The organism is Aurantiacibacter sp. D1-12 (assembly GCF_028858515.1).
Taxonomy (GTDB): domain Bacteria; phylum Pseudomonadota; class Alphaproteobacteria; order Sphingomonadales; family Sphingomonadaceae; genus Alteraurantiacibacter.
Map to the genome: position 1 here is coordinate 155266 of NZ_JAPJZJ010000001.1, position 20681 is coordinate 175946.

Sequence of the window (20681 nt, forward strand, 5' to 3'; positions counted from 1 at the left end):
GAGGGCGCGATGTAGGGGCATGCAGGCAAAAGGGCAACGTATATGGGTGAAGGCCGCAGCAAACACGGCAATGTGATGGATATCGCTAACCTTGAGGAGGCGATTGCATGGCAGGCCGATCATGCTGACGGGGCCGGAGCACCCTGCACCGCACGCATGGTGCGCGCCCTGCTGGCGGTGATGGAGACCGACACCACGGTCGCGCTCCGGATGACCAATTGGCACGGTCTTTCATTGCAGGACGCCATGCCGCTGCGCATCGCGGGCGGTTTTCACTGGCTGTACCTGACAGGTGAGGAGCTGCGTCTTGGTGATGTCTATCAGGGACTGATTACCGATCAGGGGCAGGTTGACGCGATCGTCTCAGAGGCCGCGCAGACCTTCGATCATGTATTGCTGCCGTGGTTCGACACGCCGCCGCAAACAAACGAAGCCGGGCGATCTGCAAGTATCATGGCTGCACTGATGTGGCTGTCAGGCCGACTTGGTCCAAAGTTCCAGCTATTCGAAATCGGCGCGAGCGCGGGTATCAACACCATGATGGACCGCTTTGCCTTCGATCTGGGCGGAGTGAAGATGGGCCGAGCGGGCTCTCCCATGCTGATCCAGCCAGAGTGGCGCGGCGATGCTCCGCCAGCCAATCCGGTCGACATTGAGAGCATTGCAGGTTGCGATCTTGTACCAATGGACCTGAGCGATCCGGCGCAGGCCTTGCGGCTCAAGTCCTACGTCTGGCCCGATGCGACCGAGCGCATGGTACGTATGGACGCGGCTATTGCACTGGCTAGTGAGCGTGCACCCGATCTGGTGCAGCAGGACGCAGGAGTATTTGTGGCCGAACAACTGGCCAAGCCGCAGCCCGAAGGGGTGACCCGCGTGCTCTTTCACTCGATCATGTGGCAATACATGCCGCAGGAAACACGCGACGGGATTACCCAGGCAATGGAGCTGGCTGGCGGAGTGGCAAGCACCGACAAACCACTTGCGTGGATCAGCCTCGAGACCAACCGCGCCACCTTTCGCCACGAATGCAAGGTACGATATTGGCCGGGCGGCGACGAAGAAGTGATACTGGCAGAGGCCCATCCGCATGGGGCATGGGTGGAGTGGTTGGGCTAGCCCGCCAGAAACGCATCCATCGCCGCATTCACCGCATCGGGCGCTTCCCACGGAATAAAATGCCCTGCGCGTTCGACGCGCTTGATGGTCAGGTCCTCCACCCAATCCTCCAGTCCATCGAGATTGGCAGATAGCAGCGCTTCGTCGCCTGTGCCCCAAACCACCAGTGTCGGGATGCTCAGCGCGGGGAAAGGCGGATCAGAGTAACCTTCGGGCAGACCGAACGCTTCATCCATCGTCGGCACGGCGATGCCACTGGCTCTGTACCAGTTGAGCATGGCGATGGATGTTGCCGGGTCCATCCATTGTTTGTTCAGCAGTGCGAGTTCGGCCGGGTCGTAGTCCGGGCGGCTTTCCCAGCTGAGCGCCGATTTGATCAGACCTGCCAGTCCGTATTCCGCAATAACCGCGTCGTGTGCGGGATCGCGGAAAGTACGCATGTACTGGCTCGCCGCGCGCTGCGCCTCGTCTTCGAACAGCAGGCGCTGGAATACTGCCGGATGCGGCGCATTGGCGATTACCGCGCGTTCAACCACACCCACGGCCTGCCCGAATGCAGCGACTCCCCAAGCAAGCGCGCCGCCCCAGTCGTGACCGACAATGGTGAAGCGGTCGATGCCAAGCTCCTTGGCCAGGGCAAACACGTCACCAATCAGCGATTGAACATCGTAATGCTCCACGCCTTCGAGCTTGGAGGAATTGCCATATCCGCGCTGATCGGGTGCGATGCAGCGGAACCGGTCATTCAGATGCGCGATCTGGTGCCGCCAGGTACGATGGTTCTCCGGAAAGCCGTGCAGGAAAATCAGTGCAGGCGCGTCTTTCGGCCCGCTGTCCCAGACATCCAGCGCAATGCCGTTGGGCAATTTGACGCGGGCCAGATCGCTCACGCTCACACGCCTTGGCTGGGAATGGCGAATAGTTCGATTGTGAACAGCAGTGTCGCGCCGCCGGGGATGGGGCCGCGGCCTTCAAGTCCGTAGGCGCTTGTCGCCGGGATCACGATTTCAGCGGTGTCACCCACGCCCATATACGGGATGGCGACCTGCCAGCCGGTGATCAGACGGGAAAGCGGGAAGGTGGCGGGTTCGCCGCGTTCTACCGAGCTATCGAACACTTCGCCATCGGGGAAGCTGCCAGTGTAATGGATGGTGATCTCGTCCTCGACAGACGGGGCCGGGCCGGAGCCATCGCCTGCAGTGCGGCGGAACATCACCCCGCCATCAAGCCGGTACCAGCCGTCTTCGGCGCTCAGCCTGTGTAGCGCTTGCTGCTGGGCATTGTGCCATTCGATAGAGCCCGGAGCGCCGGGTTCAGGCGCGGCAGGCGCTTCTTGCGCGAAAGCAGGGGTTGCGAGGAAAATGGCGGCGAGGGGGAGGAGTGCGTTTTTCATGCGGTGGGATTAGCGGCAAGCTGGCGTCCAGTCACCTGTCATTGCTCATCAAGCTCTTCGTAATGGCGGAAAACCCCGTCCTCGTTAAACTCGATCCGCCGCTCGCTGGCGAGATACTCGGCGAGGCTTTCGATCTCCGGCACCGCGCCTTGCAGCCCCTCGAGGTGTGGCCAGCTGCCTTGCATCTCCTTCATGTAGTTGGGGAACATGTAGTCGAGCCCTTCCATCAGCTGGAACAGGCTGGTGTCGACATGACTGGGCTGCTGGCCGAGCACGAACGGACCGCCGCTTGCCGCTATGGCATTGTCGAAATGGATCAGGAATTTCGGGATGCGCTGGGCGCGGAAGTATCCGGCTTTCTCGAAAGCGGCATCCATCTGGTCAGCGTAATAGAGCTCTGGCGCGATGGGGTGGTGTACTGCATGAACCTCCCCCACGAAATCGGCAATGTCCATCTGCAGCTGGAGCAGCTTGAGGTCGGTCTCCATCTCGCCTGAACCGTGTCCTTCCTTGTCGGAGAGATACTGCAGGATCAGCGCGGTCTGGCCTATCACAACTTCGCCGTCGATCAGATAGGGCGGGGCGAACGGGCGCACGCCTTCGAGCGCGTGCATGTTCTCGACCAGCGCATCGGCATTCTGCTCGCGCGCCATGTCGGTGTAGTCGATCTCGAAAGCCTCGCAGAACAGGCGGATGAATTCGCCGCGGCCCGGAAGGTCCGGCCAGTACCAAAGTTCGACGCTCATTGGCCTTCACCTGGCGCAAAGCATTTCATCGCGAAGGCGTGGACGCGGTTGCCGGGAATATCGCCAAGCGCGGCAAGCACCATGCGCTGGCGGGCGAGGCGGTTCTTGCCTTCGAAAACGGGGCTTTCGATCACGACGGTGAAGTGGCTCTCGCCGCTGCCGTCGTCTCCCGAGTGGCCCGCGTGCTGGGCACTGTCATTGATGACTTCGAGGCGTGTGGGGAAAAGCGCTTCGGTAAGAAGCTGGGTGATTTCGTTGGCTACTGGTCCGGTCATGCGGCCTAAATTGGGGGTTTCCAACAGCCGGTGCAATCCCCATCCTTACTTGCTCATGCGAAACGAGAAGTTCCACGGGCGCTACGAGAGTGAGGGGAGGGTCTGCGAGCACCCGGCTTGCAGCGAGTCAGGCGAGTTTCGCGCCCCCGGCGGCTATGGTAATTCCTTCGACGGGCCGGGCGAATATCGCTGGTTCTGCCTTGAGCATGTGCGCGAATTCAATTCGGGTTACGACTGGTTCGAAGGAATGAGCGCGGACGAAATCTATGCAGCGCAGGCGCCCGGCAGTGGCTGGCAGACCGAAACGCCTGCTTTCAAGCCGACGGCAGGTGTCGACGGCATGCCGCGGTGGGCAGACTTCGATGATCCTCTGGATGCCATCGGCGCGCGGGCGGCGGGCATCAAGAAGGCCGCAGCTGGCCGCAAGCACGAAAACTACAGCCGGTTTACGCCGCGCGAGCAGGAAGCCCTGCAGGCAATGGGGTTGGGGCCGAAGGCGGACCGGACCGAATTGCGCAAGCGGTATTCGTCACTCGTCCGGCGCTATCACCCTGACCGCAACGGCGGAGACCGCAGCCATGAAGCGCGGTTGCAGCGGGTGGTGGAAGCCTACCAGCTGCTCCGACGGGCCGCCGCTTTCGTCTGATCAGCCGCGCGGTTTCTGTTGAAACGCCCAGCGCATGGTGCTGCCGAGCGCCCCTGTCACCAACTTCGAAGGCAAGGAGGCCAAGCCCGGCGCATCGAGATCGAGCATAGTTCGCGCGAATGGCGGCAGCAGGCTGATGGCGGCATTGGCCATGAACGGCTGGATCGTGCCGGCGGGGCCTGGCGGACGGTGTTCGAGGACCAGCTTGGCGACTTCGCGTGCCTCGGGCGTAGCGCGCAGGTCGGCGCGGAGTGATCGGAACATCGCTTGCGCTTCGGCCTTGGTCTCGGGCACCGGATCGGCACCCAACTTGCGAGCGATCAGCGCAAACTGGCGGAAGTATTCGTCCTGTTCTGCCACGGGCATCTCAGGCCGCACGTGCACCAGCCATGCCTCTAGGAACATCAGCGCTTCGGTTACGTGGACCCAGGCGAGGGTGCGCGGATTGGTTGCGTGATAGACTGAGCCATCGGGCAAGGCGCCGCTGACTCTGGAATGGATGCGATTGACCCGTTCGATTGCTGCTTCGGCATCATCGCGATGACCGTAGGTGGTTACGGCAATGAAGCGCGCGGTGCGGCGCAGGCGACCGTGCATGTCCTCGCGGAAATTCGAGAAGTCGAGCACGCCTTGCAGCGCGTGCGGATGTAGCATCTGCAACAGCAGCGCGGACATGCCGCCCACCATCATACTGACAAGATCGGCATGAACCATGCGGATCGGGGTGTCGGGCGCGAAGAATGCCTCGTCCGACGGCGGGATCGGCGTTTCGCCCTTTGACGCATCGTTGAATGCCGCGCGCACGCGCTCGACAAGCTTTAGTCTCGCAAACTCGATAGGGTCCGGTCGCGCCATGCCGCCAATGTGGGGCAGGGCGGATCGAATTGCGAGCGCTTACATGTCCGGTGGATTCATCGCCGCGGTATAGGTGTCGCGCGAGCGCAATCGCGCCTGATAAGCCTTGAAGCTATCGCGTTCGGTGATCGTCCCGAAATTCAATCCCCAGTCGACTTGCGAACCGACATAGACATCCGCCATCGTAAAACGATCACCGCATACATAATCGTGTGATTGAAACCAGTTGTCGAGCGTATCGACCACGCGTTCGTAACTTCCGAAGCCGACCGTCATTTCCTGTTTCGCGTTTTCAGGCTCCCACCCCATCGCTTTGTTCGTTACCGCTGTTTCGATCGGGCCTGCAGCAAAAAACAGCCAGCGGAAATAGTCGGCCGTCTCGTCTGGACGCGGCAGGAGATCACTCTTTTGCGCGACGGCCAGATAGTGACAGACAGCCGCACCCTCACTCACCACGTGGTCACCATCTGGTGTGTGATGGATAATCGTTGGCAACTTGCCCATCGGATTGGCATCGAGCAGCGATTGCGGCTTGTCGTCCCATTCGACCATCACGAACTCCGGCTCCACCCCCACTTCGGCAAAGGCCCACCTGGCGATCATCGCGCGGCTCATCGGGTTAAAGAAGAGCGTGTAGCTGCTCATTCACTGGGGCTTTTCGATCCGATCACCGAGAACATCGCGCCCTGCGGATCCATCGCGTTGATGCAGTGGTCGCCGCCCGGCACCTCGATCGGTCCATTCAGAATTTCGCCGCCGTTCTCTTTCACATAAGCGACTGCAGCATCGATCTCCGGAACGCGGAAATAGAAGGTCCACATTGAAACCGGCATCGCCGGCGGGCGAGTCATCAGGCCGCCGAACATGAAATCGCGATCCTCGCCGCACTTGAGCATATCGTATCGGCCCATCGGCCCCATATCCATGCTGTCGGCAACCGCCCAGCCAAACTGGTCGCCGTAGAATTTCATCGCGGCGTCCTTGTCTCCGGCCATCAGCTCGTTCCAAGCACAATGGCCGACCTTGGGTTCGTGCGTGGAGAAGGCGTGGCTATCCTCTCCGGACTGGTCATCGATGATGTAGAAGAATGCGCCTTCAGGATCGTGCAACATCGCGAACGGGCCAACGCCGGGCACTTCCTGCCCTTCCATCAGAACGGTCGCGCCTGCTGCCCGCGCTTTCTCCAGCGCTGTGGGCACATTGTCTACACGGATATATCCTACCCACGCAGGGCGCGCGCCGTGTTCAACCATGGGAGGAGTTAGTTGCAGCTGTCCGCCGATTTGCGATTCGCCCGCGGAAAAGACCCGATAATCGACCTGATCCTGCCCGGAGTCCTTGTAACTCCAACCCAGCAGGCCGGAATAAAATTCCTGCGCTGCATTGGAATCGCTTGTCATTAATTCGTACCACACGAAATCGCCGTGTTGATTAGCCATCACTTCCTCCACTCAAGGGCTATCCGCCCGAATCCCGTTAGAACATTATGCGAACATTGTAATCGGGTCAATCGCGCCCGGTGACGAGAATGGGCGAGAAGCCGCCCCACATCATGCGCATACCGTCAAACACCATCTTGAAGTCTTCGCTCTGCCAGAAGGGATCGTCCTGCATGCGTGCCGATGCCGCATCGCACGTTTCCTTGTCCGGCCATATCATCCAGCTGAAGACAATCTTCTCGCCCGGTTCGGCTTTCACCGCCATACGAAAATCGGTGACCTTGCCGTCAGTCACATCCTCTTCCCACGCTTCCACGATTTCGGTGACCCCATACTCGTGGAATTTCTCGGCGGCTCTCTCTGCCATTGCCCGATAATCGTCCTTGTTGCCCTCAGGCACAGGGATCAGGAAACCTTGAACATACATCGCTTCTCTCCTCTATCGCCGCAATACCTTGTTGCAGCCATGCGGTCACCCGTCTAGGCAGCGGCGCGAGATGAATGACATGACCAATTCTGCCGAATCCGGAACAACCATCATGGCCGCGCCCGACACCGAAGTGGATGTGCGCGAGGCCTTTGGCATCGACATCGACATGAAGGTGCCTGCCTTCTCCAAGGCGGATGAACGCGTGCCTGACATGGACGAGAACTACGTTTTCGATGCGGATACGACACTCGCGATCCTGGCCGGCTTCGCGCACGATCGCCGGGTGATGATCCAGGGTTATCACGGCACGGGTAAGTCGACCCATATCGAACAGGTTGCTGCGCGCCTCAACTGGCCGACGATCCGCATCAACCTTGATGCCCATATCAGCCGTATCGACCTGATCGGACGCGATGCGATTGTGTTGCGTGATGGGCTGCAGGTCACCGAGTTCCGCGAAGGCCTGCTGCCGTGGGCGCTGCAGCACCCGGTCGCGCTGGTGTTCGACGAATACGATGCCGGTCGCCCGGACGTGATGTTCGTGATCCAGCGCGTGCTGGAACAGGCGGGCAAGCTGACCCTGCTCGATCAGAACCGCGTCATCCGTCCCGATCCGCATTTCCGCCTTTTCGCCACCGCCAACACTGTCGGCCTTGGTGATACCAGCGGCCTCTATCACGGCACACAGGCGATCAACCAGGGCCAGATGGACCGCTGGAATATCGTGGTTGGTCTGAACTACCTTCCGGCCGAAACCGAGCAGAAGATCGTCAGCGCGAAGACCGAGCTGGGCGATGATTTGGTGGCCGACATGATCCGCGTGGCCGATCTTTCGCGGCAGGGCTTCATGAACGGCGATATCTCGACGGTCATGAGCCCGCGTACGGTGATCACATGGGCGCAGAATACCGAAATTTTCGGCGATCCGGGCTTCGCTTTCCGTCTCAGCTTCCTGAACAAGTGTGACGAGGCGGAACGAGTACTGGTGGCCGAGTATTACCAGCGTGTATTTGGCAAGGAACTTCCCGAAAGCGTTGTCGCTAAGGCTTAAGCCCTCGGTTCCGCGACTTAAGCTCCGGAAGTCTAACCTTTGTGGCCTTTTGGTCGCGTTGCCCTTGCGTAGCGCGCGGCGACGTGTAGCACTCTGTGCGGGATAGATTCTTTCGCTACTGGGGTTCGCGATTCCGATGAAAAAACTGACTGTTCTGGCGGCTCTGGCCGCTTCCGTTCTGGCCGCACCCGTTGCTGCACAAGAAGCGATGACTGATCGCGCGGTTCTGGAGAACGATGTTCGTGTGCTCGCCGATGACGCGATGGAGGGCCGCGAGGCGGGGACCGACGGCTATGATCGCGCTGCCCAGTATGTCGCGGGCCGTTACGCCGAAATCGGCCTGACCCCGGGCGGCGATGACGGCGGCTGGTACCAGAGCTTTGGCCTGGTGCGCACCAGCCTCGCGCGGGACACCAGCATGGCAATTGTCAACGCGGAAGGCCGTTCGGTAAAGATGAGTTACGGCACCGATTTTGTTGGTGGCGGCTTACCAAGCGCTGGCAGCGGAGCGTTCGAAGCAGAACTGGTTTTTGTCGGCTACGGGCTCGATCGCCCCGATCTGGGTTTTGACGATTTGGGTACTGTCGATCTTGAAGGGAAGGTCGCACTTTGGGTATTTGACAACCCCGAAGGTCTCGACCCGCTCGAAGAGCGCATCCTGCAGCAGCGCGCGAATGAACGCTTCGCGGCACATGGTGCGATCGGCGCGATTATGCTGTGGACGCCGGCGCTGGATATGCGCATTCCGTTCGAACGCGGCAGCAACTTCTTTGCCAGCACCGGTGGCCTGACATGGATGGGCCCTGACGGAGTGCCGGGAGACACTGCCAATGGCCTGCGTGTTTCCATGGTCGCATCGTCGGATATGGCGCGCACCCTGTTGGAAGGTCAGCAGCTTACTCTGGACGATGTCGCCGCTGCGCAGAGCGAAGGTATGACGCCTTTGCCTGCATTCGAAACCGGCAGGCGTGTGCGCATCAGCTATGCCAACTCGGTTGAGCCTGTGCTCGAGACATCGAACGTGATCGGCATGTTGCCGGGTACTGATCCGGCGCTCGCCGATCAGTATGTGGTGATCACAGCGCACCTTGATCACGAGGGGATTTCACCTTACCCGCTGCCCGGTGGTGATCGCATCTACAACGGCGCTATGGACAATGCGACTGGCGTTTCGGCGATGATGGAAATGGCGCGTCTGTTGCGGGCCAATCCGCCGCGTCGCCCGATTCTGTTTGTGGCGCTCGGCGCGGAAGAACTTGGCTTGCTGGGCTCGTCCTATCACGCGGCGTTCCCTGGGCTCGAAGAGGGTGCTGTCCTTGCCGCCAACGTCAATGTCGACATGCCGGTGCTGACCTGGCCGTTCACCGATGTTGTGGCGTTTGGTTCGGATCGATCTAATCTCGGCCCTTATGTTGCCTCTGCTGTGAGCGAATACGGGCTGGAGCTGGTGCCTGATCCCAATCCGGGGGAAGCCTTTTTCTTCCGCTCTGACCAGTACTCCTACGTCGAACGCGGCATTCCTGCGGTCTATGTCGAGCTTGGTTTTGGCAATGGCGGTGAAGAGGCGCAGACGAGCTTCCTCAGCACCCATTACCACCAGCCGTCGGATGAACCGGACCGCATCGTCTACGAGCAACTCGGCCGCTTTGCCGATATCGCCTATCTGGTCGCGCGCAATGTCGCGAATATGGATGAGCGTCCCGGCTGGTTACCAGACGAATACTTCGGTCGCGCCTTTGGCGGGCCCATTGCAGGCGAAGAGTAGGCTGTCTCGCAACGGGATTTCGGGACGAGTTGAGGCCTATTTGGGGTGGGGAAACAGTGGATTACCCAAATGTATCATTGCCAGCGAAAGTCTTTCCGGTAACATTCGAGTCAGCAACACTTTGTGATTGCAGTTAACTTGGGAAATGGGGACGTCTGAATGTTTTCACCAATAGTAGATGTATTGCCGGAAGACCGTGGCCTTGGCTTGGACATGCGCGGCCGACCGACCAGCATATTCGATCAGGTCATTGATGTAGATCTCGCTCGCGAAATCGAAGTTGATCATTTCGGTGTCGATCTCGCCTATGCGCGCCCTGACCGTCCTGGCGGCGGCAACGGCAACGGTGGCGGCAATGGCGGCGGCGATGGCGGCCTGAGCTTCGATCCGTATACCAGCGGTGCCGAAGGTGGTTTCAACATCACCATCGTTTTCGAAGGGACCTGGACGCAAGAACTCTACGATATCTTTGTGGCTGCAGCTGACTTCTACAGCTCGCTGATCGTCGGTGACCTTACGGATGTCGTGGTCACCAGTGGTCGTGGTCGTAACCGCACGACGGAAACAATCGACGATCTCACGATCACTGCTTCGCTCATCAATATCGATGGCGCGGGCGGCGTTCTTGGTCGCGCCGGACCGACTTCCGTCCGTACCGACGGCTCGCTGCCGGTTCAGGGCATCATGGAATTCGACATTTCCGATGTCGATGCCTTCAACGCTGCCGGCCTGTTTGACGACATCGTGATCCATGAAATGGCGCACGTTCTCGGCTTCGGTACACTGTGGGATACCTTCGGCCTCATTAACGGTGACAACACCTTTGGTGGCGATCTCGCTTCGGCTGAGCATGGCCTGCAGTTCAATGGCGATACGACTATCGAGATTGAAACCGATGGCGGTCAGGGCACGGCATTTGGCCACTGGGATGATGCAACATACGGCAACGAGCTGTTTACCGGCTTCATTTCCGATCCGAACTACCTCAGCTACTGGAGCGCGGCTTCGTTCGGCGACCTTGGTTACGAGCTGAACCCGGCCTACCGTGACGTGGTGGACGAGCTCAACCTCGCCTAATTGCCCGCTGCAAAGCGGCACGAAACCGGGGTGGATGCAATGCGCATCTGCCCCGTTTTCTTTTTGCGGCGAACGCGCGATAATTTGCCATTCAGCTCGGTTGTTGCAGACGGTGATCTCTGTCCGACAGCAGCCACTGACGATAAATGTATCATCGAGTCTCGCCATTGCTGTATTATGCTGCTAACACAGCCGAATGAACTTCGTGTGGCGCAATCCTTTTTCCCGTCGCAAACCCAAGGATAGCTGGTCCGAGCGTGATATTGCGCTGGAGAACGCGCCGTGGACACCACTTAATGATCTGGACGACGAGGATTTCGACGACTGGCGTGAACGCCGCGCGTGGGAAAACAGCGGGTGGGAATCACCCGGTCATTATCCGCCCCCTGCGAAGTATCGCAAAGGCTGGCGCCGCTTTATGCCGGAGCGGTTTCAGGAGAAGTCATGGCTGTGGTGGATCAGCCGCTGGCTCGCCGCGATCATCATGGTGTTCATCCTGCTGGTCGCATGGCTTGCCTTCACCGCTCCGCTCTCCAAGAGCCTTGAGCCGATTGCTCCGCCGCAGATCACATTGCTGGCTGCAGACGGCACGCCGATAGCGCGCAACGGGGCGATGGTGGACGAGCCGGTACTTGTTGCCGACTTGCCGGAACATGTGATCGAGCCGTTTCTCGCGATTGAGGACCGGCGTTTCTATTCGCACTGGGGCGTGGACCCGCGCGGAGTAGCGCGCGCGCTTTTTACCGGCGTAGGCGGTGGCTCGACGATCACCCAACAGCTCGCCAAATTCACTTTCCTGACACCCGAGCAGACGCTGACCCGAAAGGCGCGAGAAGCGCTGATCGCCTTCTGGCTGGAAGCATGGCTGACCAAGGACGAGATCCTCGAACGCTATCTCTCCAACGCCTATTTCGGTGACAACATGTACGGCATCCGCGCGGCGAGCCTGCACTACTTCTACCGTCAGCCCGAGAACTTGCGCCCTGAACAGGCTGCCATGCTGGCGGGGCTTCTGCAGGCGCCCAGCCGCCTTGCTCCCACACGCAATCCCGATCTTGCCGCCGCGCGATACGAGCTGGTGAAGGGATCGATGGTCGCTGCAGGATACATCACGCAGGAAGAGGCGGACGTGATGCGAGTGCCCGAACTGGACGTGCGCACTCGCAATGATCTGCCGACGGGCACTTACTTCGCCGACTGGGCACTGCCTGAGGCGCGCGAACTTTCCGAGGTAAGCTATTCGCGCCAGACGATCACCACAACGCTCGATTCAGAGCTGCAGAACATCGCCCGCCGCGTGATCGAACGTGCCCCGCTGAGGGATGCGCAGGTCGCGCTGGTGGCCATGCGCACCAACGGGGAAGTCGTCGCCATGGTCGGTGGGCGCGACTATTCACAAAGCCCGTTCAACCGCGCCACTCAGGCACGTCGCCAGCCCGGATCGACCTTCAAACTGTTCGTCTACCTCGCCGCCTTGCGAGCCGGATGGACGCCGGGTGACACGATTTCCAATCAGGAATTTACAGCGGGCAGCTATCGCCCCGGAAACTACGGTGGCAATTACTCGGAAGAGATCGCGCTGCGCGATGCCTTTGCGCAAAGCTCCAATGTCGCGGCGGTTCGCCTGTTCAACCAGGTTGGCAGCGAAGCAGTGATTGAGACCGCGCGCGAGCTGGGTATCACAACCCCATTGCCCGATGGTGATCCCTCTCTGGCACTGGGCACATCGACCATGAGTCTGCTCGAACTTACCGCCGCCTATGCAGGGGTCGCTGGCAATTCCTTTCCCGTCCGCCCGCATGCCTTCCCGCAGGAAGAACCCGGCTGGTTCGACTGGTTGTGGAGTGGGCAGGGCAGTCTGAACTCCAGCGACCATGATGATATTCAGGACATGCTGCGCGCTGCCATCAACAGTGGCACAGGTCGCGCGGCGACGCTTGCGATTGCCAATTACGGCAAGACCGGCACAACGCAGGACAATCGCGACGCGTTGTTCGTCGGTTATGCCGGCGATCTGGTGGTTGGTATCTGGATCGGGAACGATGACAATTCACCGCTTGATGGTGTAACAGGTGGCGGATTGCCCGCACGCATCTGGCGCGATTTCATGCGCGGCGCGCTGGGTGCAGCAGCTGCACCGCCGCGCCCGACACCCTCTCCCGACCCGAGCGGCCCTGTCGAACCGCAGGACGTACCCGATCTTGAGGACATTCCGCTTGGCGACGGTCGCACGCTGACCATCCGCGATGGGGAGGCGGTGTTCAGCACCGAAATCGAAGGCGTCCCGGTGGAGATAGGCGTTGGCGATGGCGGGCTGTCCATGGAAGTCGATGAGGAAGCGGCCGAAAGACGGATCGAAGAAGAAATACGGCGAGACAGGCAGCCTGCGCCCTAACTTTTGAAACTATCCGTGCGGCATGACCAGATACTTCTCACCCGTCTTCATCTGCGAATAGTCCATGATAGCATCTTTGGTGAGCATCTCTTCGAGCCCCACGCGTTCTTTGTAAGAGCTCGCGAATGTCGTTTTCAGGCCGCTGGCAACGCGTTGGCGCAGGCCCATCATCGTTGGTATGTCACAGCTCGCGAGGAATGGCATGAGCAGCCAGCCCGAAACGGTCCAGCCGAAGCCATAGGTCGGCGTGAGGATTGTCGGCGACAGATCGAGGCGACCGTAGATGTACATCTTCTTCGCCTGATCGGAGCCATACCGGCTGTACTCGGTCATCTTCGATGCCGCGACCCGCTCCATCGCGCGCAGGCACGTGTCGGTGGTCTGTCCGCCGCCAATCGGGTCATAGCCGAGATATGCGCCTGTATCGGAAATCGCTTCCGCCAGCTGCCTTTCGAAATCATCGTCCGATGAATTGACCACATGGCTCGCGCCCTGATCCTTGAGCAGCGTTGCTTGCTCTTCCTTCCGGACAATGTTGACGAGGGCCAGCCCATCTTCCTGACAGATGCGGTTTAACATCTGGCCAAGGTTTGACGCTGCAGCGGCGTGGATGATCGCATCATGACCTTCACGCTTGGCGGTCTCCACAAACCCCAGCGCTGTCAGCGGGTTGACGAACGAACTTGCGCCTTCTTCGGAAGAATGATCGCCGAGCGGCAGGCACATCATCGCTTCCGCAATCGCATATTCGCTGAAGGCATTGCCCGGCACACAGGACACGCGCTGCCCCATCAGTGCCTGCGCCATCTCGCCTTCGCCAGCGGCGATCACGGTGCCCGCGCCTTCATTGCCAACCGTTTGCGGCTTGCCGTGGCGCGAAGCCTGATTGGCGGCAATCTGCGGGTGGACCTTCGCGACAATCTTTCCGGGCGAATAATCGGCGTTTTCAAGGTCTGCGCCGGTCACCATCAGGAACAGGTCGGACGGATTGATCGGCGCCGCTTCCATCTTCACCAGCACCTGATTGCCGGTAGGCTGCGGAAAGTCCTTTTCCTCCAGCGCCAGCGTCAGGGTCCCGTCGGCGGTCAGCGTCGACATCAGTTGGCGTCCGGTGGTCATCGTTCTCTCCTCAATCGTCGTCTTCGTAATGCGCGGCGACAAAGTACAGCCCCTCTGGCGGGGCATTCAGGCCGAGCGCTGCGCGGTCTTTTGCTTCCAACGCCTCAGCCACCTGATCGGTCCGCCACTGCCCCTGTCCGACCAGCGCAAGGCATCCGACCATTGAGCGGACCTGATGATGCAGGAAGCTGCGAGCAGCAGCGCGCACGATAATGGCATCACCCTCGCGGCTGACATCGAGCCGGTCGAGTGTTTTGACCGGATCTTTCGCCTGACAGTGCGCGCTGCGGAAAGTGGTGAAATCGTGTACGCCGACAAGGTGCTGTGCGGCCTCGTGCATGGCGCCAGCATCGCAATCGCGGGCGATATGCCAGGCGCGCCCCTTTTCGATCGTCAGCGGCGCGCGGCGATTGCGGATGCGATACTTGTAGCTGCGCCCGACGCAGGAAAAGCGCGCATGCCAGCCGTCGGGCTTAACCTCGCAACCGATCACGGCGACGGGAACAGGGCGAAGGTGCGCGTTTAGTGCCTCCATCAACCGGAACGGCTGGATGTCCTTTTCGATATCCATATGGCTACGCATGGCGAGAGCATGGACACCGCTGTCGGTGCGCCCGGCGCTGTGGAGCGTAATGTCCTCGCCCGTCACCGCGTGTGCGGCTTCCTCGATGGCCTGCTGGACCGAAGGCGAGTGATCCTGCCGTTGCAGGCCGCAGAACGGGCCGCCGTCAAATTCGATTGTGAGCGCAAAACGGGTCACGAAAGCACTGTCCCCGCGTTGACCGGATTACCACGCAGGAACTCCTCACGGTTCATCGAGGGTTTGCCGGCTTTCTGCAGCGTAACAGGGCTCAGCGCGCCTTCACCGCAGGCTATCGTGAACTGATCATCAATCAGCGTACCGGGCTCGCCCGATCCATCGATCACCACGGTACGAAGCAGTTTGACCCGTGTTCCGTTGAGTTCGAACCACGATCCGGGGAAGGGTGCAAAGGCGCGTGCGTCGCGCTCCAGCTCATCTGCGGCTCGCGTGAAATCGAGCTTTGTCTCGGCCTTGTCGATCTTCGGGGCATAGGTGGCGAGGGCATTGTCTTGCACCTCCGGCTCCAGCTCGTCGAGCCGTTCCAGCGCTTCTACCATCAACCGTGCGCCCATTTCGGAGAGCTCGTCATGCAGTTCGCCCGTAGTTTTACGACCAATCGACGTCCTACCTTTGAGCAGCATCGGCCCGGTATCGAGCCCGGCTTCCATCTGCATGATGGTAATACCCGTCTCCTCATCACCCGCCTGAATCGCGCGGTGTATCGGTGCAGCACCACGCCAACGTGGTAGGATCGAACCGTGGACATTCAGGCAACCGTGTCTGGGGGCGTCGAGCACCGCTTGCGGCAAAAGCAGGCCGTAAGCGGCGACCACCGCAACATCGGCCCCAAGCGCGGCAAAGGCCTCCTGCTCGTCCGCACCTTTCAGGCTGACGGGATGATGCACTTCGATTCCATGCTTTGTGGCGCGCGCATGCACGGGGGAGGGCCGCTCCTGCTTGCCGCGGCCCGAGCGGCTAGGCGGCTGCGAGTACACCGCAACCACATCATGCCCCGCCTTCACCAGCGCATTCAGCACTGGCACGGCAAAATCGGGCGTTCCCATGAAAACGATTCTCATCGCCCATCCCCTAACCGCTCGCCCTGAGCTTGTCGAAGGGTCGTTCTCCCTTAAGTCGAGCGGTGAAAAGAAAAGGCGATGCTTCGACAAGCTCAGCATGAGCGGTTAGTGGAAATTCATGGCGTCACAGGAAATCGAAAATCTGGCCTCCGCACTGGCGCGGCTTCCCGGGCTTGGACCGCGATCCGCACGCCGTGCTGTTCTGTGGCTTGTGAAACACCGTGAGACAGCGCTCAAACAGGTACTCGATGCACTGGGTGCGGTGCAGGATAAGCTCGTCGAATGCGACACCTGCGGCAATGTCGATACGCAGAACCCGTGCACGATCTGCGCTGATCCGCGTCGCGATGCCAAGAGCATCTGCGTGGTGGAGGATGTCGCGGACCTCTGGGCACTCGACCGCGCGCGGCTGTTCACCGGCAAGTTCCACGTGTTGGGCGGGCGGCTTTCCGCGCTCGATGGCGTGCGGCCCGAAGACCTGACCATCGACCAGTTGCTTGGCCGCGTGGCCGAGGGCGGAGTGGACGAAGTGGTCCTCGCCATGAACGCGACGCTAGAGGGGCAAACCACCGCGCACTACATCGCCGAAAAGCTGGAGGATCGGCCGGTGCGGATCACCCAGCTGGCGCACGGCCTTCCGGTTGGAGGTGAGCTTGATTACCTCGATGAAGGGACCTTGGCGCAGGCTTTGCGCGCGCGGCGGCCACTATCCTGATTGAAACGTGCTGCCACCTGCACTAAATTACGCCCATGGCTATTCGCGAAATCCTTGAAGCGCCGGATCCCCGGCTCAAAATCGTGTCCAAACCTGTCGAGACTTTCGATGCGGATCTGAAGACGCTTGTCGATGACATGTTCGAAACGATGTACGCTGCGCATGGCATCGGCCTTGCCGCGATCCAGGTGGGCGAACCGATCCGCTTGCTGGTCATCGATCTGCAGGAAGAGGACCCGGACGCAGAACCGGTCGAATGCGAGCACGACGGTACGAAGCACACCCATCCCGCGATTATCAATGACCCGCGCGTGTTCGTGAATCCGGAAATCCTCGATCCGAGCGAGGAGCAGGGCACTTATCAGGAAGGCTGCCTGTCAGTCCCCGATATCTTCGCCGATGTCGAGCGCCCGGCGCGCTGCCGCGTCAAATATCAGGACCTTGGAGGCAACAGCCACGAGGAAGAGATATCCGGTATGCTGGCGACCGTTATCCAGCACGAGATGGACCACCTCAACGGCATCCTCTTCATCGATCATCTTAGCCGATTGAAGCGCAGCATGGCGCTGAAAAAGCTGGCGAAAGCACGCGCTGCCTGACCGGGCAGTCGCAGGTCGCGCTAGTCGGCCAAGGCTTGCCCGACATCCACAAGCTCGATTTCGTAAAACTGGCCCAGAATCTGGTCCAGTGTGCCTTTGTGTGAAGCACCTGTGATGACCAGTACGCGCGCGCCCGGGTCGTTTCCGGAAGCTGCCATGATGTTTGCCGCCATGCGCAGGTTGCGCGTGTGCCACCATGCGAGGTAGCTGCGGCCGGCCGCATCATGCATCTCTTCCGCTGCCACCGCTCCGAAATCGAGAGCAAAAACCATATTCTGAAATTCATCGCTGTTGATCAGCCGATAGTGAGCCAGGATCGTGTCGGGCGATGTCAGCAGCGCATCGGCTTCGTTACGCAAGGCTGGGTCACTCTCGCCTGCGCGGCCCCACACTGTTTGGAGGACTTCGCCCAGACGTTCGTCGGCACCGATGTAGATACTGTCAGCAGTGTGATCGTCCATCGCATACAGACGCGCATGCCCAAGCCGGTTTCCGAGCGCACCGCCAATCGATGCGTTCTCGTTGCGCGATGACAAGCCGCGTGTGAAACGCTCCGCCAGCTCCGTCGTCACGACATCATCTGCAATGCGTTCACCTTCGGCCAATCGGCTCCAGTGCATGAAGGCAGACCAGGCATCGCCATTGGCGAGGAACAGCATGGCCAGGCGACGACGATCAACCGCATCCGTAACGGGTTCTTCGAGTGCTTCGAGCAATGCGACATTCGCTTCGCCTGGCGTCATTCCAAGCGTCTCCAACGCGGGGCTTGAATCGGTGCAGTAATCATCCACCAGCTGATCGGTCAGCGGTGTGTAAATCCGCAACTGGACACATTGTTCGCCTGGTAGGCCTTCATACAAGATGATGTCCGGAGCAAATTGTTCGAGCCTGTCCAGCAATGGTTCCAGCGTCGTTTCGTCGACATCCTCATTGCCCGAGAGGTGGTACGAACCGAGAACCATGATTTGCGTGCGTTCTCCAGCCAATTCAGGCGTGACATCTTGAGCAGTAGCAGCGGGAGAAAATGCCAGCAGGGCCAGCATGGATGCGACAATCTTCTTCATTTCAAGGTCTCTCCCCGCCACAATGTACAATGCACCAAGGCCATGGGTCCTGCCCCGAGGCCGCGGTGGCATGGCTGGCACACTAGGTGCATTGGCTGTGTTGTAAACAGCTATCCCGCGAAGTGCAGGACGCGGGGGATTGGCAAGGATAGGGGCTTTTATAGGACTACTGTTCCAGCTATGTTCCCCACATGGATACGACTGCAATCATTCTCATTCTCGTCGCTTTGGTGCTGGGCGGAGTGATCGGCTGGTTTGTCGGTTCGCGCCCGGCTGCCGAGTGGAAAGCACGCCATGGTGAGCGCGATGCCGAGGCGAAGGAGCTGGACGACAAATTCCGCAAGGCCATCGTTGATCTGGAGAACGCGAGCGTCCGTGCCGCGCGGGCGGACGGGCTGGAGGCGAAGCTTGAGGAAACGCGCGAGGAGCTCACCGGACTAAAAGCGCAGGCTGCGGGTTTTGCCGAGCAGAAGCGCCTGCTGGAGGAAAGCCGCGAGAAGTTGCTCAAGGAATTCGAGAACACAGGTGCGGCAGTGCTGGGCAAGGCGCAGGAAGCATTTCTCGCCCGCGCGAATGAGCGGTTCGAGCATTCAGAGAAGGCGAGTGCGGAGAAGCTTTCAACGCTGCTCAAGCCGGTCGACGAGCGTTTGAAGAAGTACGAAGCGCAGGTCGAGCAACTCGAGGCCAAGCGCGTCGACGCCTTCGGTCAGCTAACCGGCCTGATCGAGAACATGCAGCGCGGGCAGGAAGAGGTGCGGCGCGAGGCGCAGCGGCTTGGCAACTCGCTCACGTCCGGCCCCAAGGCGCGCGGGCGCTGGGGCGAGAGGGCTCTGCAAAACGTGCTCGAGCAATGTGGCTTGTCGCAGCATACCGATTTCGATCTGGAACAGTCGGTCGATACCGAGGACGGGCGACTGCGCCCCGATGCGATTGTGCATGTGCCCGGGCAGAAGAAGCTGGTGATCGATTCCAAGGTCTCGCTCAACGCCTATCAGGCCGCGTTCGAGACCGATGACGACGCCGAACGCAAGCAGCATATGGACCTGCACGCAAAATCGATGCGCAACCATGTCCAACAACTCGGTGCCAAGAGCTACCAGAAGCAGTTCGATGAAGCGCCGGACTATGTCGTAATGTTCGTGCCGGGTGAGCACTTCGTTGCCGCTGCGCTGGAGGCCGATCCGGAGCTGTGGGACTTTGCCTTCAAGAACGGCGTTCTGCTGGCGACGCCGACCAACCTAGTCGCCATCGCCCGGACGGTGGCGCAAGTCTGGCGGCAGGATCAGATGGCCGCTGAGGCGCAGGAGATCGGGCGCATGGGGGCAGAGCTCTATGATCGCCTCCGTGTCGCAGCGGAGCATATGAAGCGTGTCGGCGGCGGTCTCGAAACCGCTGTGGCGAATTACAACAGGTTCGTCGGCAGCTTCGAACGCAATGTGCTGACCTCGGGCAAGCGCATGGCGGACAAGGGGCTCGAAATCAGCAAAGAGATCGAGGACGTTCCTCTGGTTGAGGGCGCGCCGCGTTACACCGGGGCGGACGCATCCGAGGTGCCTGAGGACCTGCTGATTGAGAAAAACGAGGAGGCCGCCGAATGACCTTTCGCCACTGCCTTATTGCCGCGACAGCTTGCCTTGCGGTTACCGCTTGTAGCGAAGCTGAAGAACCTGCGACGCAGACCATCGAGCGTGAGGCGGAGAATTCAGGTGAGCGCGCCAGTGAAACGCTCCCGGCGCGACCCGTGGGCGACTACGCTCCGCGCGATGAATGCCGCGATGTGCCGGGTGCCAGCGAGTTTCTGAACAGCCTCGAACGCGCGGTTACCGCGCGCAATGCCGACGCGCTGCTCGCGCTGACGAAGGATGACGTCTACCTCGATTTTGGCGGCGGTAGCGGCAAGCCTCTGCTGCGCGAGCGGTTGGCGGATAAGGAATACGAGCTTTGGGAAGCGCTGGATGACCTGATGACGCTGGGCTGTGCATCCGATGGTGAGAGTCTTACCTTGCCGTGGTACTTCGCGCAGGATCTGGACCCGATGCACGATGCCTATGGCAGCTATGTGATCATGGGCAACGATGTGCCGCTCTATGCTGCGGTTGACGGTGACGAGCAGCTCCGCACGCTCGATTGGGACATGGTTCTGCTCGCAGCCTTTGCCGGGGATGTTGAGGAAGATTGGGAAGCTCTACGCTGGCAGGTCCAGATGGAAGACGGGACGAGGGGCTTCGTCGCGCAGGATCGAATGCGGTCTTTGATCGATTATCGCATTGGCGTGGTTCGTGAGGATGGCCGCTGGCGCATCCGGAACTTTATCGCGGGCGATTAATTCGC

General features: G+C 60.3%; 22 protein-coding genes. 10 read left to right on the forward strand and 12 right to left on the reverse strand.

Annotation, left to right across the window (positions count from 1 at the left end):
• Nucleotides 1-42 precede the first annotated feature (42 nt).
• Nucleotides 43-1119, forward strand: coding sequence for a DUF2332 domain-containing protein (locus OOZ52_RS00835; protein WP_274696590.1), 1077 nt, complete (start codon nucleotides 43-45; stop codon nucleotides 1117-1119).
• Here OOZ52_RS00835 and OOZ52_RS00840 read toward each other — a convergent pair.
• The 4 genes from OOZ52_RS00840 to OOZ52_RS00855 are packed head-to-tail and all read right to left on the reverse strand — an operon-like array spanning nucleotide 1116 to nucleotide 3533.
• A complete protein-coding gene (locus tag OOZ52_RS00840; protein WP_274696591.1) occupies nucleotides 1116-2009 on the reverse strand; it encodes an alpha/beta fold hydrolase in 894 nt (297 codons plus the stop codon). The two genes, OOZ52_RS00835 and OOZ52_RS00840, sit on opposite strands and share 4 nt — an antisense overlap.
• 2 nt (nucleotides 2010-2011) lie before the next feature.
• The gene (locus OOZ52_RS00845; RefSeq protein WP_274696592.1) at nucleotides 2012-2512 is read right to left on the reverse strand and encodes an FKBP-type peptidyl-prolyl cis-trans isomerase; all 501 of its coding nucleotides are present in this window, start codon (nucleotides 2510-2512) and stop codon (nucleotides 2012-2014) included.
• A 38-nt stretch (nucleotides 2513-2550) separates the two neighbouring features.
• Nucleotides 2551-3258: a glutathione S-transferase gene (locus OOZ52_RS00850; RefSeq protein WP_274696593.1), complete on the reverse strand. Its 708-nt coding sequence runs from the start codon at nucleotides 3256-3258 to the stop codon at nucleotides 2551-2553.
• Nucleotides 3255-3533 (reverse strand): BolA family protein, encoded by a 279-nt coding sequence (locus tag OOZ52_RS00855; protein WP_274696594.1) that lies wholly within the window; start codon nucleotides 3531-3533, stop codon nucleotides 3255-3257. The genes OOZ52_RS00850 and OOZ52_RS00855 overlap by 4 nt, the downstream gene beginning before the upstream one ends.
• A gap of 55 nt (nucleotides 3534-3588) precedes the next feature.
• Between OOZ52_RS00855 and OOZ52_RS00860 the strand changes: the two genes are divergently transcribed.
• A complete protein-coding gene (locus tag OOZ52_RS00860; RefSeq protein WP_274696595.1) occupies nucleotides 3589-4179 on the forward strand; it encodes a DnaJ domain-containing protein in 591 nt (196 codons plus the stop codon).
• On the opposite strand, the gene OOZ52_RS00865 is transcribed toward OOZ52_RS00860, so the two are convergent.
• The 4 genes from OOZ52_RS00865 to OOZ52_RS00880 all read right to left on the reverse strand — a co-directional run bounded on the left by OOZ52_RS00865 (nucleotide 4180) and on the right by OOZ52_RS00880 (nucleotide 6900).
• On the reverse strand, nucleotides 4180-5034 hold the full coding sequence (locus tag OOZ52_RS00865) for an oxygenase MpaB family protein (protein ID WP_274696596.1): 855 nt from the start codon (nucleotides 5032-5034) through the stop codon (nucleotides 4180-4182).
• Between the two features lie 39 nt (nucleotides 5035-5073).
• Nucleotides 5074-5679, reverse strand: a complete 606-nt coding sequence (locus OOZ52_RS00870) for a glutathione S-transferase family protein (RefSeq protein ID WP_274696597.1) — start codon at nucleotides 5677-5679, stop codon at nucleotides 5074-5076.
• On the reverse strand, nucleotides 5676-6473 hold the full coding sequence (locus OOZ52_RS00875; RefSeq protein ID WP_274696598.1) for a VOC family protein: 798 nt from the start codon (nucleotides 6471-6473) through the stop codon (nucleotides 5676-5678). Before OOZ52_RS00875 ends, OOZ52_RS00870 begins: the two co-directional genes overlap by 4 nt.
• Nucleotides 6474-6540: 67 nt before the next feature.
• Entirely contained in the window at nucleotides 6541-6900 is a 360-nt protein-coding gene (locus OOZ52_RS00880) for a DUF1428 domain-containing protein (protein WP_274696599.1), read from the reverse strand.
• Between the two features lie 79 nt (nucleotides 6901-6979).
• Here OOZ52_RS00880 and cobS point away from each other — a divergent pair, with 79 nt between their 5' ends.
• The 4 genes from cobS to OOZ52_RS00900 all read left to right on the forward strand — a co-directional run bounded on the left by cobS (nucleotide 6980) and on the right by OOZ52_RS00900 (nucleotide 13191).
• Nucleotides 6980-7954, forward strand: coding sequence for a cobaltochelatase subunit CobS (gene cobS, locus OOZ52_RS00885; protein ID WP_446698095.1), 975 nt, complete (start codon nucleotides 6980-6982; stop codon nucleotides 7952-7954).
• A gap of 136 nt (nucleotides 7955-8090) precedes the next feature.
• Nucleotides 8091-9719 (forward strand): M28 family peptidase, encoded by a 1629-nt coding sequence (locus OOZ52_RS00890; RefSeq protein WP_274696601.1) that lies wholly within the window; start codon nucleotides 8091-8093, stop codon nucleotides 9717-9719.
• 159 nt (nucleotides 9720-9878) lie between these two features.
• Nucleotides 9879-10796: a leishmanolysin-related zinc metalloendopeptidase gene (locus tag OOZ52_RS00895; protein ID WP_274696602.1), complete on the forward strand. Its 918-nt coding sequence runs from the start codon at nucleotides 9879-9881 to the stop codon at nucleotides 10794-10796.
• Between the two features lie 196 nt (nucleotides 10797-10992).
• Nucleotides 10993-13191 (forward strand): transglycosylase domain-containing protein, encoded by a 2199-nt coding sequence (locus OOZ52_RS00900; protein ID WP_274696603.1) that lies wholly within the window; start codon nucleotides 10993-10995, stop codon nucleotides 13189-13191.
• 9 nt (nucleotides 13192-13200) lie between these two features.
• Here the strand turns inward: OOZ52_RS00900 and OOZ52_RS00905 are convergent, their stop codons facing one another.
• Genes OOZ52_RS00905 through fmt form a run of 3 tightly spaced genes read right to left on the reverse strand, consistent with a single transcriptional unit; the run spans nucleotide 13201 to nucleotide 15972 of the window.
• The gene (locus OOZ52_RS00905) at nucleotides 13201-14310 is read right to left on the reverse strand and encodes a zinc-binding dehydrogenase (RefSeq protein WP_274696604.1); all 1110 of its coding nucleotides are present in this window, start codon (nucleotides 14308-14310) and stop codon (nucleotides 13201-13203) included.
• A 10-nt stretch (nucleotides 14311-14320) separates the two neighbouring features.
• Nucleotides 14321-15070: a tRNA pseudouridine(38-40) synthase TruA gene (gene truA, locus OOZ52_RS00910; RefSeq protein ID WP_274696605.1), complete on the reverse strand. Its 750-nt coding sequence runs from the start codon at nucleotides 15068-15070 to the stop codon at nucleotides 14321-14323.
• Entirely contained in the window at nucleotides 15067-15972 is a 906-nt protein-coding gene (fmt, locus tag OOZ52_RS00915) for a methionyl-tRNA formyltransferase (RefSeq protein ID WP_274696606.1), read from the reverse strand. The genes truA and fmt overlap by 4 nt, the downstream gene beginning before the upstream one ends.
• A gap of 118 nt (nucleotides 15973-16090) precedes the next feature.
• Between fmt and recR the strand changes: the two genes are divergently transcribed.
• Complete coding sequence (gene recR, locus OOZ52_RS00920) at nucleotides 16091-16687, forward strand: recombination mediator RecR (protein WP_274696607.1); 597 nt, start codon at nucleotides 16091-16093, stop codon at nucleotides 16685-16687.
• A 35-nt stretch (nucleotides 16688-16722) separates the two neighbouring features.
• A complete protein-coding gene (locus OOZ52_RS00925; protein WP_274696608.1) occupies nucleotides 16723-17286 on the forward strand; it encodes a peptide deformylase in 564 nt (187 codons plus the stop codon).
• Nucleotides 17287-17306: 20 nt separating this feature from the next.
• Here OOZ52_RS00925 and OOZ52_RS00930 read toward each other — a convergent pair whose 3' ends face one another.
• Entirely contained in the window at nucleotides 17307-18350 is a 1044-nt protein-coding gene (locus OOZ52_RS00930; protein WP_274696609.1) for a DUF5694 domain-containing protein, read from the reverse strand.
• 191 nt (nucleotides 18351-18541) lie between these two features.
• On the opposite strand from OOZ52_RS00930, the gene rmuC reads away from it, so the two are divergent.
• Together rmuC and OOZ52_RS00940 are read left to right on the forward strand one after the other, a co-directional pair.
• Nucleotides 18542-19948, forward strand: a complete 1407-nt coding sequence (rmuC, locus tag OOZ52_RS00935; RefSeq protein ID WP_274696610.1) for a DNA recombination protein RmuC — start codon at nucleotides 18542-18544, stop codon at nucleotides 19946-19948.
• On the forward strand, nucleotides 19945-20676 hold the full coding sequence (locus OOZ52_RS00940; RefSeq protein ID WP_274696611.1) for a hypothetical protein: 732 nt from the start codon (nucleotides 19945-19947) through the stop codon (nucleotides 20674-20676). Before rmuC ends, OOZ52_RS00940 begins: the two co-directional genes overlap by 4 nt.
• Nucleotides 20677-20681 lie beyond the last annotated feature (5 nt).

What these genes read in the sequence shown, in the direction of transcription:
- OOZ52_RS00835 (WP_274696590.1), top strand. Translation starts at nt 43, where the DNA reads ATGGGTGAAGGCCGCAGCAAACACGGCAATGTGATGGATATCGCTAAC.
- OOZ52_RS00845 (WP_274696592.1), bottom strand. Translation starts at nt 2,512, where the DNA reads ATGAAAAACGCACTCCTCCCCCTCGCCGCCATTTTCCTCGCAACCCCT.
- OOZ52_RS00850 (WP_274696593.1), bottom strand. Translation starts at nt 3,258, where the DNA reads ATGAGCGTCGAACTTTGGTACTGGCCGGACCTTCCGGGCCGCGGCGAA.
- OOZ52_RS00855 (WP_274696594.1), bottom strand. Translation starts at nt 3,533, where the DNA reads ATGACCGGACCAGTAGCCAACGAAATCACCCAGCTTCTTACCGAAGCG.
- OOZ52_RS00860 (WP_274696595.1), top strand. Translation starts at nt 3,589, where the DNA reads ATGCGAAACGAGAAGTTCCACGGGCGCTACGAGAGTGAGGGGAGGGTC.
- OOZ52_RS00865 (WP_274696596.1), bottom strand. Translation starts at nt 5,034, where the DNA reads ATGGCGCGACCGGACCCTATCGAGTTTGCGAGACTAAAGCTTGTCGAG.
- OOZ52_RS00870 (WP_274696597.1), bottom strand. Translation starts at nt 5,679, where the DNA reads ATGAGCAGCTACACGCTCTTCTTTAACCCGATGAGCCGCGCGATGATC.
- OOZ52_RS00875 (WP_274696598.1), bottom strand. Translation starts at nt 6,473, where the DNA reads ATGGCTAATCAACACGGCGATTTCGTGTGGTACGAATTAATGACAAGC.
- OOZ52_RS00880 (WP_274696599.1), bottom strand. Translation starts at nt 6,900, where the DNA reads ATGTATGTTCAAGGTTTCCTGATCCCTGTGCCTGAGGGCAACAAGGAC.
- cobS (WP_446698095.1), top strand. Translation starts at nt 6,980, where the DNA reads ATGACCAATTCTGCCGAATCCGGAACAACCATCATGGCCGCGCCCGAC.
- OOZ52_RS00890 (WP_274696601.1), top strand. Translation starts at nt 8,091, where the DNA reads ATGAAAAAACTGACTGTTCTGGCGGCTCTGGCCGCTTCCGTTCTGGCC.
- OOZ52_RS00895 (WP_274696602.1), top strand. Translation starts at nt 9,879, where the DNA reads ATGTTTTCACCAATAGTAGATGTATTGCCGGAAGACCGTGGCCTTGGC.
- OOZ52_RS00900 (WP_274696603.1), top strand. Translation starts at nt 10,993, where the DNA reads ATGAACTTCGTGTGGCGCAATCCTTTTTCCCGTCGCAAACCCAAGGAT.
- OOZ52_RS00905 (WP_274696604.1), bottom strand. Translation starts at nt 14,310, where the DNA reads ATGACCACCGGACGCCAACTGATGTCGACGCTGACCGCCGACGGGACC.
- fmt (WP_274696606.1), bottom strand. Translation starts at nt 15,972, where the DNA reads ATGAGAATCGTTTTCATGGGAACGCCCGATTTTGCCGTGCCAGTGCTG.
- recR (WP_274696607.1), top strand. Translation starts at nt 16,091, where the DNA reads ATGGCGTCACAGGAAATCGAAAATCTGGCCTCCGCACTGGCGCGGCTT.
- OOZ52_RS00925 (WP_274696608.1), top strand. Translation starts at nt 16,723, where the DNA reads ATGGCTATTCGCGAAATCCTTGAAGCGCCGGATCCCCGGCTCAAAATC.
- OOZ52_RS00930 (WP_274696609.1), bottom strand. Translation starts at nt 18,350, where the DNA reads ATGAAGAAGATTGTCGCATCCATGCTGGCCCTGCTGGCATTTTCTCCC.
- rmuC (WP_274696610.1), top strand. Translation starts at nt 18,542, where the DNA reads ATGGATACGACTGCAATCATTCTCATTCTCGTCGCTTTGGTGCTGGGC.
- OOZ52_RS00940 (WP_274696611.1), top strand. Translation starts at nt 19,945, where the DNA reads ATGACCTTTCGCCACTGCCTTATTGCCGCGACAGCTTGCCTTGCGGTT.